Source organism: Tunicatimonas pelagia, from assembly GCF_030506325.1.
Taxonomy (GTDB): domain Bacteria; phylum Bacteroidota; class Bacteroidia; order Cytophagales; family Cyclobacteriaceae; genus Tunicatimonas; species Tunicatimonas pelagia.
The window spans coordinates 5,376,927-5,391,233 of record NZ_CP120683.1 but is presented as its reverse complement, the minus strand read 5'-3'; the positions used below and the strand labels follow the sequence as shown (position 1 = coordinate 5,391,233).

The following is a 14,307-nucleotide window of genomic DNA, read 5'->3' as shown; positions in this document are numbered from 1 at the left end:
TAGTAACCAAACCATTCAGTAATTGAACAATTTAGCCAATCAGCAATAAAATAAAATGTCCGCCCACGCCATTCTTCAGCAATACTGGGGCTATCCGGCCTTTCGCCCGCTACAGGAAGATATTATTGATGCGGTACTAGCGGGCCACGACACATTGGCTTTGTTACCTACCGGAGGCGGCAAGAGTATTTGCTTTCAGGTTCCGGCGCTAATGCGAGAAGGGGTGTGCGTTGTTATCTCCCCGCTGATTGCCCTGATGAAAGATCAGGTGGAACAGCTAAAGAAAAGAAACATTCCGGCAGTAGCAATCTACTCTGGTATGAGTGCTCGGGAGATTGACTTTCATCTTGACAATTGTGTATTCGGCAACATCAAATTCCTGTACGTTTCTCCCGAACGGCTTAAAACCGATCTTTTTCTGGAACGAGCGCGCCGAATGCAAATTAGCCTACTTGCTGTAGACGAAGCACACTGTATTTCGCAGTGGGGATACGATTTTCGTCCGCCTTATTTGAAGATCGCTGATTTCAGAGCGGAAATCCCTGACGTAAATGTAATTGCACTTACCGCCACCGCTACGGACTCGGTAAAGCAGGATATTCAGGGTAAGCTTCAGTTTCAGAATGAAAAGGTATTTCAGAAAAGCTTCGCTCGGGCTAATCTTTCCTATTCTTCTTTCTACGAAGAGGATAAAGACCGACGACTGCTAAAAACGCTAGCCGGGGTTCCGGGTACCGCTGTGGTGTACGCCCGCAGCCGAAAGCGAACCCGCATTATTGCTAAGAAACTACAGAGTAAAAATATTTCGGCTGACTACTACCACGCCGGACTTACTGCCGAAGAACGAGCCGATAAGCAAGACGCCTGGATTCAAAACAAAACCCGGGTAATTGTGGCTACCAATGCCTTCGGTATGGGAATTGATAAACCGGATGTTCGTTTGGTAGTACATCTAGACTTACCCGACACGCTGGAGGCTTACTACCAAGAAGCCGGTCGCGCTGGCCGGGACGAAAGAAAAGCGTACGCGGTAGTTTTATACGATCAAAATGATCTGGATAATTTGACTAAGCGCATTGAGACGTCCTTTCCATCGGTAGATTTCATTCGCGCAGTTTATCAAAATATAGCGAACTATTTAAAAGTTGCGGTTGGAAGTAGTCAGCTCTCCAGCTATGATTTCGATCTCACTCACTTTGCTGAAACGTATGGTCTCAACCCTATTGAAGTATTTCACTCAATAAAAAGGCTGGCCGAGGAAGGCCTACTCCAACTCAACGACAGCTTTTTTCAGTCGTCTACCCTACACTTTCGGGTAGATTATCAGGAACTGTACAAATTCAGGATTGCCAATGCTGCTTTAGAACCCATTGTTAACGCTTTGCTACGCATTTACGGCGGTGAATTGTACGCTAATTATATTGCTGTTTCTGAATCTCAGCTTGCTCAACTATTACAAACGTCCGTCAACAATGTGATGATAAAGTTGAAAAACTTGCACGAGCGGGAAATCATCAACTACCTACCCCGCAAAGATCGGCCCCAGTTAGTTTTTATGACTCCCCGACACGATGCTCGGCAGCTTCCGCTTTCAGCCGCCAAGCTTCAAGAAAAAAAAGAACTGTATGCCTCGAAGGTGAAAGCGGTTACGCACTACGTAACGCACCCCATACGCTGTCGCACTCAGTTACTATTAGATTATTTTGGAGAAAATTATCCGGTAGACTGCGGAGTTTGTGACCACTGTTTACAAAGAAGAAAAGGGAAATCCACACAACTTCCCCGCGCTGAACAGGAAAAAACCAGAGGAATCGTTATTCAGCAATTAAATCAATCGCCCCAGCCACCTGAGAAACTCATAATGGCATTAGGGCAAATTGACGAGGTTACGTTAGCTAGTGTAATAAAAGAGATGCTAGATCAGGGAGATATTTTTTACGATGGTCAGGGTTGCCTTACGGTGAGCTAGCATACAAATGCGTCATTAATATTAATAAGATCCAGATAAGGCTTCAGGCACTTAGTTGTAGTGAACGGAATAATGTTAGAGACCTTGCTTTTGCGAGTGTCAAACCAAATTTCAGCGAAAAATCGACCAGTGTAGTAGAGAAACACCTTTCTTCCGGCAAAGTACCGACTACACAGGAGTTGTCCATTACCTAGTACGTACTGCGTTCTTTCTTCAAGCGATAATTTATGAAAAGAGTATAGGTTATCCATAACGAACTGTATTTTTAACTATTTATATGCAAAATAGTACTTATGTATTATTTTTCCAAAATTTTGCATATTTTTAATTTAAAAACAATCAGTATTTTCTAAATAATACAATTTTACATCCTTCTATTAGCCTAGACAGCGGTTTTTACCCGAAATAGTAAAATCAAGGTGTTAACGGATGATGATATAAATTTTTTTTTGGCAATGTAATAAATTAACTGCTTTGTAGTGAGTGTCTCTTACTACTTACTATGTAACCTGCCAGAAGTGATAATATAAAAGAAGGAAACAATTCGGCCATATTTATCAGATAGGGTGCAGCAGCTTCCCACTGAGGAAGTATAAATTTGAAGAAGGGAACGCTTAAGAAACCAGTTACCATTGAGGCTAGAGCTCCCGGTTCGGTGTATTTATCCCAGAACAAAGACAAAATTATCATGGGACAAAAAGTAGCCGCAATACCCGACCAGCCAAAGATGACGAACCAAAAGATAGTACGGGTCGGTGAAAAGTAGGCTACCGCCAGTGCTAATACCAGCGAAACAATGGATAGCAATAGCGTGACCCGCGTAGAAAAAGCAGATAATTCTTTATCGCTAAGCGATGGATGATATACTTTTTGGTATAAATCCCGGCTAACGGCACTAGAGGCCACTACTAAAAGTGAGTCAATGGTAGACATGATGGCTGACAGCACGGCGGCAATGTAGAAACTACTTAGTACGGCGGGTAATAGCTGCCCGGCAGCGTAGAGCAAGACTTCCTGTCCACCATTGCCCAAAACTTGAGTAGGATCATCACCGGCGGAGGTGAAGAGCGTTCGCCCCAAGATACCTAAGCTTACCGCCGAGAAATTCATGGTAAAAGTTAATAGCACCGAAACCCATTTGCCCCGGTCAATTTCAGATTCTTGCCGGATAGACATATACCGGACAAACAGTTGAGGAGAACCCAGAAACCCTAATCCAATCATAACGAACCCAATAATCTTAGCCAGATTTAATGCAGAAAACCCACCCGGTCCCAAGAAACTTAGCAGATCAGCATCTACCGCCCGAATTTCTTGGGATAGACTACCCGATATTTGGGTGAGCATAACTAGAGGCAGCAAAACTAGTCCCAGTAACATGATCCCTCCCTGAAATACATCCGACCAAGCCACGGCAATAAATCCTCCGAACGACATGTATAGCACTACAATAATGAACCCGACCACGGCTCCGGTGTAGTAATTCCAATCTAGAAATGATTCAAAAGCGGTGCCCGTAGCATCAATCTGGGCACTGACGTAGATAGTAACGAAAAAGGTCAGGGCTAAAGCAGCTACTAACCTAATCCGAGGTGAGGTAGCCTGAAAGCGGCTCTCCAGATAGTCAGGAATGGTAATCGAGTCGAAGCGATCGGTTAAGTGTTTGAAGGGTTTGCCCATTACAAACCAGGAGATGGCTACGCCGGACACCGTGCCCACTACTACCCAGTAGGCAAAAACGCCCCAAATAGCCCCCATGCCCGATAACCCCAGTAGCACCCAAGCCGAAGAACCGGTAGCCCGCGATGAGAACGCCACTACCCAGTAGCTAAGTCGCTTACCGCCTACGTAGTAATCTTTAATATCTTTTACCTGCCGAGCCGCTACTACTCCAATGAGCAATAGTATGCCCAGATAGAGCGCCAGAACAATGTAGTTAGTCAGCACGCTACAGGAGAATTTTTAACGCCTTTTGTGCCGCCTGAAATGCTCGCTGCTCTTCTTCGGTACGATTGGGGTTAACACTAATGGCTTTCTGATAGTACTGGGCTGCTACGTCTTTCTGACCGGCTTGCTGTTGTAAAATGGCTAACTCAGTAAACGTTTGCCAGTGCGGATTACTCCGACTGTTGAGTTCAGCTATGGCCAGTGCTCCTTCCGTATCTTTCTCTTTTAGCAGCGATTGCGAGAATCGGCTCAGTATTGCTTGGGTATCAGGATAGTCATACGGAAAACGCTCCAGCAAAGTATGGTACTGTTGTCGGGCTGCTTCAGCTCCACCCGCTTCCCAAGCTAAAGTCATTGCTTTTTCTAAGTCACGCTCCTGGTCTAAATCCTTAGCAGCAACTGATCGCTTCTTCTTGGACTTACGTTTGGTAGAAGCTTTCGGGGAAGCCTTCGAAGAATTATTCGGAGCAAGAACTTTATTCAGTACCTGGGCTACCTCCAGGTTAATCAGGTTCATCCGAGCCGTACTCACTTCGCCGGTATTGCTGAGAATGATGACCGTATACTCTTCTGCCGGATAGTACGCGAAGAATCCGCTAAAGCCCCGAATATGCCCGCTGTGAAAAGCCATTGCCGTAGGCTTCTGATCCGGCAGGGGAATCTTCGCTATGCCCAGCCCGTAGCCGTAGCGGTTCTCGTACGGGGGAATCCATTGCTGATTCACATCGGTGTAGGGTCGAGTCATCCGATCTACTGCTTTGGCGGATAATAGTTTCTCACCGAACAAAGTCTGCCCCCACTGAAATAAATCGCCTACGGTACCGTAAAGATTTCCCGCACCTTGTAGGTTTTGCATGTACATACTGTACACGTTTTCGTACCCACCCGATGTTTTTGCATAACCTGAGGCGCGCTGAGGAATGATTTTCTGGCGATCATCGGTTCCGGTATACTGAAGCCCAAGGGGCTGGGCGATTCTTTCTTCAAACACTTTATCAAAGGGTTTGGCCGTTACTTGCTCAATAATACGGCTCAGAATAAGGTAGCCCGAGTTGTTGTACTGATACTGAGAACCGGGTTTGAACTCTAAATCTCCACTCGCAAACTTATTCACTAGTTCCTCCCGGCTGTACTTGCGGTACAGCGAATCTGACCAAACCGATGGTAAACTGGTATAATTAGGAATACCTGACTGGTGGGTTAGCAGTTGGTGCAGCGTTACTTGTTTTCCTACATCCTTGCGGTACTGCGGATAATAATCAGCGATGGTTTGGTTGAGCTTTAGCTCTCCCTCCTCCACCAGTTGCAGAATAATAGCGGCGGTAAACTGCTTACTGATTGAGGCCAAATTAAACTTAGTCTCTACTGTATTGGCAATATCCCACTCTCGATTAGCTAGCCCAAACGCCTTTTCGTACAAAACTTCATTTTGGTATCCTACCAGTACTGCTCCCTGAAAATCATCTTGCTGGGCGAAAGTCTGAAAAACCTGGTCAATTTGTGGTTCTACTAAAGCTGTTGTTTGAGCAAAAGTTGTATGAGCAAGCTGTCCCAAAAGCAACCAGCCTACAATAAAGCGGATATATATGTTCATAATCACTTGGATGAAACCAAAATTAACAATTCTGCTAAATTTGTGTAATCTTACCCTATTCAATTTCAATAAATACGCTAATTCATGGCCAGTTTTACCACTCACCTCTCTGAAAACCAAATTACCTGGATTGAGCAGCAGCCCATGTATTTTGTGGCTACAGCTCCGTTGCAAGCCGACGGGCATATCAACCTTTCTCCCAAAGGGCTAGATAGTTTTCGTGTACTGGATGAAAAAACCGTGGCCTACCTGGATATTACCGGAAGCGGCAACGAGACTTCGGCGCACATTCACGAAAATGGACGAGTCACATTTATGTGGTGCTCGTTCGGCGAAAAGCCTAAAATATTCCGAATTTATGGGAAAGGTGAGGTGGTACTACCCCGCACCGAACGTTGGCAGCAACTCATGCCTCACTTCGATGAACTGCCCGGAGCACGGCAGATTATTGTGAACCATATTACTCAGACGCAAACCTCCTGCGGCTTTGGGGTTCCGGTAATGGAATTCAAACATAACCGCGATACGCTGACTGACTGGGCCGAGACTAAAGGAGCAGATGGCATTCAGGACTATCAGCAAAAGAAGAATAATCAGAGTTTAGATGGCTTACCTACTCCGCTAAGTTTTTAATGATTGATTAGTAATGACTAATGAATGATGATGAAATCAGTCATTAATCATTACTCACCAATCATCATTCCGCTACCAATAGCCGGAAGCCTACTCCGTGAATATTTTCAATTAAGATGGTAGAATCTTTTTGTAAGTACTTTCGTAGACGGGAAATGAAAACATCGAGGCTACGGCCCGCAAAGTAATCATCTTCGCCCCAAATGGCGGCTAAAATATCTTCCCGCTTCACCACCTGATTAACGTGAGCATTCAAGTACCCCAGCAAAGCGGACTCCCGATGCGTGAGATCGCGGGTTTCGTCTTGATAGATTAGCTGTTGCTGCGCCTCATTGAAGCGGTAGCTGCCAATAGTGGCCAGATTGTTGGCAGGAGTTACAGTTGGTTGGGATAATTTACTACGGCGGAGAAAAATGTCTACTTTAAGCACCAGCTCCTCAATACTGAACGGTTTAGTCACGTAGTCATCGGCTCCTAACTTAAGTCCCGCTATCCGATCTTCCTTCAAACATTTGGCCGAAAGAAATAAGATCGGAATCTGATTATTGAGTTGACGAATTTTACGAGCAACGGCGAGTCCATCTATCTTGGGGAGCATTACATCAATAATGCACAAATCGATGGGTTGGTCGCGAAACGCTTCTAGCGCAGCCTGTCCGTCGGCGCACGCTACCACCTGATAATTGGCCAGTGAGAGGTTATCTTGGGTTACGTAGCGCAGACTATCATCATCTTCTACGTAGAGCAGTGTTGCTTTTGCGTTCATATCCATTATTAGTACCTACCTACATTAGTTTTCAATTAATCAGAGGAATACCAATCGTAAACCGGGTACCTTTTCCTAGTTCACTCTGAATCCCTATTTTCCAATGATGTAGTTTGCAGATACGCTCCACGTAGTATAGTCCCAATCCAAACCCCTTCACATCATGCTGATTACCAGTGGGAACCCTGACGAATTTGTGGAACACTTTAGAAATATACTCGGCAGGAATTCCCCTACCTTGGTCTTCAATAATAACGTGAACGGCGTTGTCCCGTTGCTCGGCTCGCAATAAAACTTCGGCCAGACTGTCGCTATACTTCACCGCATTGTCTAGTAAATTTTGAACAACACTACAAAAGTGCATAGGGTCAGCAATAATACCCAGCGGTTTATTTTCAAAATGTGTCTTCAAAATTGCCTGCCCTTCGTAGTGGGTCCGGAACCCAACGCAGATTTTGTCTAGTTCCCCCACCAAATCTAAGGTTTCGGTGTGTAAGCATAGAGCTCGTTGCTCTAATTTTGCTACCTGTAACACCTTTTCTACTTGGCCATTAAGGCGCAAACTTTGTTCTTTAATAATCTGGGCGTAGTTCTGCAATCGTTGAGGTTGCTCTAAAATGCGGGGCGTTTGCAGCACATCGGCTGACACATTAATGGTAGCAATGGGCGTTTTAAACTCGTGGGTCATGTTATTGATAAAATCCTTCTGAAGCTCTGACCACCGCTTTTGCCGTAGAATGACCATAAGCGTGTAGCCAAAGAATAGAATAACCAACAGCAGCACGGCCGACAGCATAAACCAAGTATCCATCTCCGAAAACACGTAGCTGGACTTATTAGGAAAATACACTCCGAAGTAGTAAGTATATTTTTTGTAGAGCGGCATCCCCCAGTTACTACGCTCGCTGACGTTCGCATTCAGTATGCTTACTCGGTTTCCGCAAACCATCTGGTTTTTACGGCAATCGTAAATAGCGTACTCAAAATCAGCCATTACGTTGGCTTTTACCAGAGCCGTTTTTAGGTAGTGCTCCAATACCCGAGCATCTACCACATCGTTGATTTCTACCACGTAGTAGTCTTCGGTCATCTGCTTCACCGGATGTCCCGAAGTGGTCATACTTTGGTAGTGATCGGCCAGTTGAACCGCTACTTCTTTCAGAGCCACGTAAACCTGCTGATTTAGCTTACGCTCTTCGGCGTTCCAGATTTTGATGACCCAAAACGACTGAGCGGCCACAATTCCGAGCACCGTAATGATTCCAAAAGCAACTACCCAGCGGATGGCAATATTCTTCATAGCTACGAAAATAAGCACTTTTCGGCATTTGAAAACGACATTAACATTTCGTTAACAAATCTTAGGGTTTTGTTAACAGCCCCTTTCTACCAGCTTCCCTACCTTTGAATCGTATCAATTTTCTCACGTAAACATTTATTGCTATGAAAAATCTGTTGATCGTTTTTATCTTAAGCGTTTGCTGCGCTTTTAGCGTACAGGCCCAGTCGGCACTATCATTGGCTGCCAATCCGGTTCCCGAGGCCAACTTGCTTACCTGGAGTGCTATTTCTCACAATTTTGGGGATATTAAGCATCAGCAGCCTAAGACGGTTTCTTTTACTTTTACCAATAATTCAGCTGAACCGGTAGTGATTACTGAGGCTAAAGGCTCATGTGGCTGCACCGTAGCCAGCTATACTCAGCAGCCTATTGCCCCCGGTGCAGAAGGAACCATAAAAGCCACCTACAACGCCGCAAAGCTAGGAGCGTTTAGTAAAACTGTAGCCGTTAAAACCACCGCCAACGAAGAGTGGCAACAGCTAAAAATCACCGGAGTTGTGGTGGAATAGCTTGTCGCACTGTAGCCACAAAAACCCAGATCCTTAAAAAAAGAACTTGGGTTTTTCTTTTAAAAGAGTGTAACGGAAACTACATTTAGCTACCCCTCGATGAAAAGCCTTTTACTATAAATTTCACGTGTTATCTTGGTTCTTAAAGTAGTGACCTTCACTTCAAAAATGTGAGCGAAGAATTATTCAAACTAGCTGTTTCAATATGAATGAAATGTGGGAATGCTTTCTTTGCACCAATGAAGAAAGCTTCGATGTAATGCCGATAGGTTACTTATCTAATTCTCACCCTCTTTGCCAGTCCTGTGCAGACGAATTGCTATTTAACAAGAATAGGAAGCACCGATTTCGTTTATCATACCACAAAAACCTGGGAGACGTTGTTTTGCTAGCTGGCGAATTCTTTTCCCAAGATCACATGCAAAGCAATTAGAAATTAGGGCTAAGAACTTTTATTAAGCTTAATGCACCACAGTGAAATCTAGGCATACTTAAGAATACCTGGATTGAGGTTCGCAAAAGTAAGTGATTGACATTACCGAGCCAGAAAGGCTGAAAAAGTCACATCCATCTTATTCCGCATAAGTTTGGAGTTTTTTTTGTTTAACCAAGTTATGTATATTTCGTTAATCCTCGAGCAATAGCTTGCCAATACGCAATTAATTTATCAACATGGCTTCGGTTTTCCGGGTTCTCCTTCTGGTGACACTTCTTTGGATGACTGGCGCAAAGGCATTAGCCTCTGTGCTGAGCCATATCCCCTTCACGCTGCATAACAACCACATCTTCATTAATATTCAGGTAAACGACTCTAAGCCGCTCCGATTTATTTTTGATACCGGGGCATCAGCCACCGTAATCAGTGAAAAAGAGGCGAATCATCTGGATATTACCCACGATGGGTTTTCTACTGTTCGTAGCCAGCGCGGACCTAAGTTTGTCTACTACTCCAACTACAATAAGCTTCGCGTAGGTGAGGTGACACTATCGCGAGTGAAGATGGTACACCTGCCTTTGCGGCACTTGCACAAAGCCTTAGATACTGAAGTATACGGAATTATTGGTCAGGATATTCTAAAAGAATACACAGTAGAAATTGACTACGATCAATCGGTCATCATTCTGCACGACCCGCATACGTACACTCCCCCACCGAACTATCATCAGCAAACTTTTGATCTAATTGGGGGACGACCTTACATTGCTGGATCGTTCCAGCTTAGCAATGGCGAAACCCTTTCGGGTAAATTTCAGCTGGACAATGGCTCCGGTTCTTTCGTTACGCTTTACTCTCCGTTTGTAGACGAACATCAGCTTACGCGGAAAATTGGCCGGACACACCAAATTTATACCATGAATTTTTCAGGGGTTATTGACCGAAACTTTTCAGGACGGCTTCAGGAGTTTGAATTCGGTTGGTTCAGCCTGTCGGACATTCCTATTCGACTAAACCAGTCGCGCTACTACAAAAAAGCGTTTAAAGACGGGATCGGGCACATTGGTAACGCCTTGCTTAAACGCTTTAATATCGTTTTGGATTATCATCATAAGCAATCGTACTGGCACCCTAACGAGTCTTTCGCTAACGAATTCTCGCTGGCGTACTCAGGCTTGGTAGTGAAATCCGATAATCAACAAGAAAAAGTAGTGATTCGCCACGTTTTTGAAGATTCTCCGGCGGATAAGGCCGGATTTACTCCCGATGATGAGATTGTGGAGATCAATAACATTTCGGCCAGTGGTCGCAGCAGCCACGAAGTGCAGGCTTTGCTTAATCGCCAAACACAGTTGGAGGTTACTATTCGTCGGCAAAATCAGGTAAAAACTATTAATCTGTACCCACTGGCGTTGTAAAATTCTTTACTTCGTACCATGCAACCCTATATTTTTGAGCAAGCCCGAAACGTGCAACCCGACGACTTGGGTGTAAGGTAATTTAGCTAATCAGGCAAATCAGTTCTTTGGGTGAAATTACTGACTATGAATAGACGTTTTTCCTCCTAGGTGGCTGTACTTAATCACCGCCACAAATACGGTTCCGCCAATAATATTACCTAGTGTAGCCCACAGTTGAAAGAACAAATAGTCGCCAAAAGTAATTTTGGGTGAAACCAAAAATCCAGCGAATACTTCAATGGAACCTACAATGGAATGATGCAGCCCTGCCAAACCAATGGTAGCGGTAATCAGCACAATCATAAATATCCGACTGATAGTTTCCTGAGAAGAGCTATTGAGCCAAGATAGAAGCCCCATTAGCCAGCCCGCAAAAATGGCACTTCCTAAGGTAATCCACCAGCTAAACTTTAGCATTTTTTCGGCTAAGTGCTCAAAGGCCTCTACAGAAATAATACCCATTTCAGGAGCCATTTTCGTAGTCAACAAAGCGAATACATAGCCTCCTACCAGATTTCCGGCCAGAATAACCCCCCACAATTCTAACAGCCGCAGCATCCGAGCCGAGCCGTTCAAGACCGGAAGCACCGCTAGCGTGGTGTGCTCCGTAAATAACTCAGAACGCCCCAAAATAACGAATATAAACCCAATAGGATAGGCAAAAGCCAGCGCAAAATCTAGTCCGGCCTTCGTCATCTGACCATGAAACATGGTGTACAGCAGCCCCATTAACAACAAGCTGAAACCAACCTCTAAGCCACCGGAGAAAGAAGAAAAGAACAAAGATTTGTTGTGGCGACGGTACTCAGTAAGTGCCATCTGTATTTGCTCTTTTAGTATCTGATCGCCTTCTTTGGGCTGATCTTGCTGACTGGCTTGCTCTTCGCCAGCATCAGTGTTGGAAGTTTTCGTGCTAGTTTGGTTATCCGCTACTGAAGTTTTTTCCTGATCCATGGCATAAGAAAAAATAGCCCAGACACATATCGCTACTATTGCTATAGATGATGAGTAGCACCTGCCTGTTACACTTTAGTTTCAAATAGTATAATAAGCAGCCTTACACCTCTTTTGTTTGCTCAGTAAAGTAGGGACTCCGAACGCCTCTAAGAACGCTCGCCTTCGTAGTCGTCGCCAGAATCTAGCTTTTTCGCTTCGGATGAGCCGCCGAAGATTTGGGTGGGAATAATTTTTTTGATAAAAGACGATGAACCCTGATCGGATTTTTCTACTTCGGCTTCGGCTTCGCGCAAAGCCCGCTGCCACATAGGGGCAAAACCTTGGGCACTTTCAGTCATGATACCAATGGCTTTCTGGTAAACGTGCATGTTCATCACCTCTCGTCTACCTGGCTTCTGGGCTAATGATTGATTGGTGATACGCAGGTTCTCGTTTTCTTTTTTTAACCGTTCTAGCTCTTTCCGACGATTTTCAGTAGCCTCGGCCTCAATCTCCATTTTGTTCTGCAAATGATTCTTCAGCGTTTTTATCTCACTCTTGAGGGTGCTACGCTTGGAGCGTTCGCCAATGTAAACAATCAGTAGTAGAATTAGCCCTACTCCGAGGCCAATCAAAAAAGGTTGAATATAAGTGCCTAGTTCTTCCATGCGTAGTTTTCTATGAGATTGCTAAAGGTAGCAATCGTCTTGCTATTTCTTTAACTATCCTACTCTCACTTAGTTTAATTCGGCCATTTATTCTTTTTTTGTGAGTTTGGTCGCAATCCCGATAAGGGATTCTCTGCTGAGTGAGGCATTAATCCGATAGCATATTTTCGCAACATAAACACCTCACTTTGTGCACACTCGCTTTAACGGCTGCTTCTTACGCTCTCTAGGCTATCGCGTAGTGGGGTAAGCCCCACCGTATACATACTTTCCAGTATACTACATTATCTGTTTTTCAGGGCTTCCGCCTCCAATTGATGGTTGGCTTTTTTTCCTTCCAGCAGCCTGGTAGTCCCCAATATCCAGCCTCCGGTGCAAACCAAAGCAGTAAATGTGCTGCTCTCATTAACCTTTCGTATCCACTCGAGTATCGGTTGATAGAATACAGCCCAAATATACTTCTACCCTAATTTTGATCTCTAACTTTCAGTCTTGAAATTCCGGTCTCCGGTCTCCGGTCTCCGGTCTCCGGTCTCCGTACCTACCATCTTATCATTCATTCAATAATGACCTTGCCTCCTCAATGCTGCTTTCCATCTGCTGCTTTACCTGCTCAATAGCCGTCTTCTGGCTTTGTTGTATTTGGACAATATTCGTGGTATCTACTACCTCCAGCGACATTTCGTCTTGGTATGCAGATTGTACCTCCTCCAGACCGGGAACCTTCTTTACATTACGCATCCACTGCATCATACCCTGATCGGCATATTGTAGATTACGGACTACAAATTGCATATACTGCACCGTGTCGGCGTAAGCCGCAGAATCTACCTGATTGAGTGAATCTATTCGGGCTTCTACTGCCTGCCGTAGCTGCATAATTTCATCCATACGGGGCATCACTTCGTCGTGTACTTCTATGGCTTTGGCGTAGATTTCTTGAGCCTCTGTAAGGTTCGGCGGAGTTTCGCTTGAGGCCGATGGCTGACAACTACTGAGCAAAAGTACGGCACTGAAGATAATCAAAAAGGATTGAATCATAGTAATTGAAGTTTAAAGGAATTTTAAAAGATTTTACGCTGATTTGTATTAGCACCAACCAGGGTTTAGTTTATTGCGAATAGTGGCAAAACTGTTAGGCCTTTAGCAGCTATGTGTTGATTTTATTATGAATTCGGCACATTTTCTAAGCTGTCCATTAGTGGCTGCACGCCCATATCGTACATCCCCTTCATCATCTGGTAGACTACTGCGCCAGTTTTGTCAGGAGTCCCGCCCTCAATCGGCGGAGCTGGGTCGTACTCCATGTCTAGCATCACAGCTTGCGCGTAGCGTTCGCCCCACAGCTCTTCCATTATCGCCAACGACATATCCATTCCGGCGGTTACGCCCGCTGAAGTCCAATACTTGCCGTCGCGGGTAAACCGTTCGTCGGTAAAAGTAGCACCAAACTTCTCCAGCATCTCTTCGGCCCGGTACCAGTTGGTGGTCGCTCTTTTTCCCTCAAGTAGGCCCGTCGCCCCTAGAATCCACCCGCCGGTGCATACCGCAGCAGTGAAAGTGGTTTGTTGGTCTATCTGCCGAATCCAGTCGTGCAATGCCTCATCGTATGCCGCTTCAATAGTTCCTTGAAAGCCACCGGGGATCACTAGAATATCGAGTTGGTCAACCGAATCGATCACCGCATCCGGTACAATCTCAACGCCCATCACCGTACGGACGTTACCTGGCTCCGTAGCGATAAGCTGTGTGACAGCACCCATGGTTTGTCCGAGTACGTAGCGCGAGCCTATCACATCCAGATCATTCACTCCGTCGTATACCAAAATGCCGATGGTTTGAACCTGGTAGTCCGATGCCCCAAAGACCTCGTTCATCATATCAAAATGATTCTCGGGCGTGAAATCTTTTGTCAGTCTCGCTATCAGCAGTGAATCTTCGGCAGAAATAACTTCGGTCAGAGAGTCAGCCGATGGTTCTTCCGTAGGTGCGGAGTTCTGGCAGGCGAAACAAAGTAATAAGGCAAGAAAAGAAAGTCGTATCATAC

13 protein-coding genes are annotated in these 14,307 nt (G+C 45.0%); 4 read left to right on the top strand and 9 right to left on the bottom strand.

The features are described 5' to 3' along the window. Positions 1-55 precede the first annotated feature (55 nt). A complete protein-coding gene (locus P0M28_RS23035; protein ID WP_302205464.1) occupies positions 56-1,969 on the top strand; it encodes a RecQ family ATP-dependent DNA helicase in 1,914 nt (637 codons plus the stop codon). On the opposite strand, the gene P0M28_RS23030 is transcribed toward P0M28_RS23035, so the two are convergent. The 3 genes from P0M28_RS23030 to P0M28_RS23020 all read right to left on the bottom strand — a co-directional run bounded on the left by P0M28_RS23030 (position 1,966) and on the right by P0M28_RS23020 (position 5,510). Then, positions 1,966-2,220: a hypothetical protein gene (locus P0M28_RS23030; protein ID WP_302205463.1), complete on the bottom strand. Its 255-nt coding sequence runs from the start codon at positions 2,218-2,220 to the stop codon at positions 1,966-1,968. The genes P0M28_RS23035 and P0M28_RS23030 overlap by 4 nt on opposite strands. A 214-nt stretch (positions 2,221-2,434) precedes the next feature. Continuing rightward, a complete protein-coding gene (locus P0M28_RS23025; protein WP_302205461.1) occupies positions 2,435-3,916 on the bottom strand; it encodes a sodium/proline symporter in 1,482 nt (493 codons plus the stop codon). A gap of 1 nt (position 3,917) precedes the next feature. Next, positions 3,918-5,510, bottom strand: a complete 1,593-nt coding sequence (locus P0M28_RS23020) for a serine hydrolase domain-containing protein (RefSeq protein ID WP_302205460.1) — start codon at positions 5,508-5,510, stop codon at positions 3,918-3,920. Positions 5,511-5,594: 84 nt separating this feature from the next. Here P0M28_RS23020 and P0M28_RS23015 point away from each other — a divergent pair, with 84 nt between their 5' ends. Continuing rightward, positions 5,595-6,143 (top strand): pyridoxamine 5'-phosphate oxidase family protein, encoded by a 549-nt coding sequence (locus P0M28_RS23015; protein WP_302205459.1) that lies wholly within the window; start codon positions 5,595-5,597, stop codon positions 6,141-6,143. A gap of 64 nt (positions 6,144-6,207) precedes the next feature. On the opposite strand, the gene P0M28_RS23010 is transcribed toward P0M28_RS23015, so the two are convergent. Together P0M28_RS23010 and P0M28_RS23005 are read right to left on the bottom strand one after the other, a co-directional pair. Next, a complete protein-coding gene (locus P0M28_RS23010) occupies positions 6,208-6,909 on the bottom strand; it encodes a response regulator transcription factor (RefSeq protein ID WP_302205457.1) in 702 nt (233 codons plus the stop codon). Between the two features lie 31 nt (positions 6,910-6,940). Further along, positions 6,941-8,209: a sensor histidine kinase gene (locus P0M28_RS23005; RefSeq protein WP_302205456.1), complete on the bottom strand. Its 1,269-nt coding sequence runs from the start codon at positions 8,207-8,209 to the stop codon at positions 6,941-6,943. 143 nt (positions 8,210-8,352) lie between these two features. On the opposite strand from P0M28_RS23005, the gene P0M28_RS23000 reads away from it, so the two are divergent. Both P0M28_RS23000 and P0M28_RS22995 read left to right on the top strand, forming a co-directional pair. Further along, positions 8,353-8,760 carry a DUF1573 domain-containing protein gene (locus P0M28_RS23000; protein ID WP_302205455.1) on the top strand — a complete coding sequence of 136 codons (408 nt, stop codon included), beginning with the start codon at positions 8,353-8,355 and terminating at the stop codon, positions 8,758-8,760. A gap of 672 nt (positions 8,761-9,432) precedes the next feature. Further along, positions 9,433-10,614, top strand: coding sequence for a retropepsin-like aspartic protease family protein (locus P0M28_RS22995; protein ID WP_302205454.1), 1,182 nt, complete (start codon positions 9,433-9,435; stop codon positions 10,612-10,614). A 117-nt stretch (positions 10,615-10,731) separates the two neighbouring features. Here P0M28_RS22995 and P0M28_RS22990 read toward each other — a convergent pair whose 3' ends face one another. The 4 genes from P0M28_RS22990 to P0M28_RS22975 form a co-directional block, all read right to left on the bottom strand. Further along, entirely contained in the window at positions 10,732-11,610 is an 879-nt protein-coding gene (locus tag P0M28_RS22990) for a formate/nitrite transporter family protein (RefSeq protein ID WP_302205453.1), read from the bottom strand. Positions 11,611-11,759: 149 nt separating this feature from the next. Then, positions 11,760-12,260 carry a hypothetical protein gene (locus P0M28_RS22985; protein ID WP_302205452.1) on the bottom strand — a complete coding sequence of 167 codons (501 nt, stop codon included), beginning with the start codon at positions 12,258-12,260 and terminating at the stop codon, positions 11,760-11,762. Positions 12,261-12,812: 552 nt separating this feature from the next. Further along, on the bottom strand, positions 12,813-13,301 hold the full coding sequence (locus P0M28_RS22980) for a hypothetical protein (protein WP_302205451.1): 489 nt from the start codon (positions 13,299-13,301) through the stop codon (positions 12,813-12,815). A gap of 125 nt (positions 13,302-13,426) precedes the next feature. After that, on the bottom strand, positions 13,427-14,305 hold the full coding sequence (locus tag P0M28_RS22975; protein ID WP_302205449.1) for a DJ-1/PfpI family protein: 879 nt from the start codon (positions 14,303-14,305) through the stop codon (positions 13,427-13,429). Between the last annotated feature and the right edge of the window lie 2 nt (positions 14,306-14,307).

Bases quoted from the DNA above. Each gene is read 5' to 3' on its own strand.
- P0M28_RS23000 (WP_302205455.1), top strand. From the start codon at position 8,353: ATGAAAAATCTGTTGATCGTTTTTATCTTAAGCGTTTGCTGCGCTTTT.
- P0M28_RS23035 (WP_302205464.1), top strand. From the start codon at position 56: ATGTCCGCCCACGCCATTCTTCAGCAATACTGGGGCTATCCGGCCTTT.
- P0M28_RS23020 (WP_302205460.1), bottom strand. From the start codon at position 5,510: ATGAACATATATATCCGCTTTATTGTAGGCTGGTTGCTTTTGGGACAG.
- P0M28_RS22990 (WP_302205453.1), bottom strand. From the start codon at position 11,610: ATGGATCAGGAAAAAACTTCAGTAGCGGATAACCAAACTAGCACGAAA.
- P0M28_RS23010 (WP_302205457.1), bottom strand. From the start codon at position 6,909: ATGAACGCAAAAGCAACACTGCTCTACGTAGAAGATGATGATAGTCTG.
- P0M28_RS22980 (WP_302205451.1), bottom strand. From the start codon at position 13,301: ATGATTCAATCCTTTTTGATTATCTTCAGTGCCGTACTTTTGCTCAGT.
- P0M28_RS23015 (WP_302205459.1), top strand. From the start codon at position 5,595: ATGGCCAGTTTTACCACTCACCTCTCTGAAAACCAAATTACCTGGATT.
- P0M28_RS22975 (WP_302205449.1), bottom strand. From the start codon at position 14,305: ATGATACGACTTTCTTTTCTTGCCTTATTACTTTGTTTCGCCTGCCAG.
- P0M28_RS23005 (WP_302205456.1), bottom strand. From the start codon at position 8,209: ATGAAGAATATTGCCATCCGCTGGGTAGTTGCTTTTGGAATCATTACG.
- P0M28_RS23030 (WP_302205463.1), bottom strand. From the start codon at position 2,220: ATGGATAACCTATACTCTTTTCATAAATTATCGCTTGAAGAAAGAACG.
- P0M28_RS22995 (WP_302205454.1), top strand. From the start codon at position 9,433: ATGGCTTCGGTTTTCCGGGTTCTCCTTCTGGTGACACTTCTTTGGATG.
- P0M28_RS22985 (WP_302205452.1), bottom strand. From the start codon at position 12,260: ATGGAAGAACTAGGCACTTATATTCAACCTTTTTTGATTGGCCTCGGA.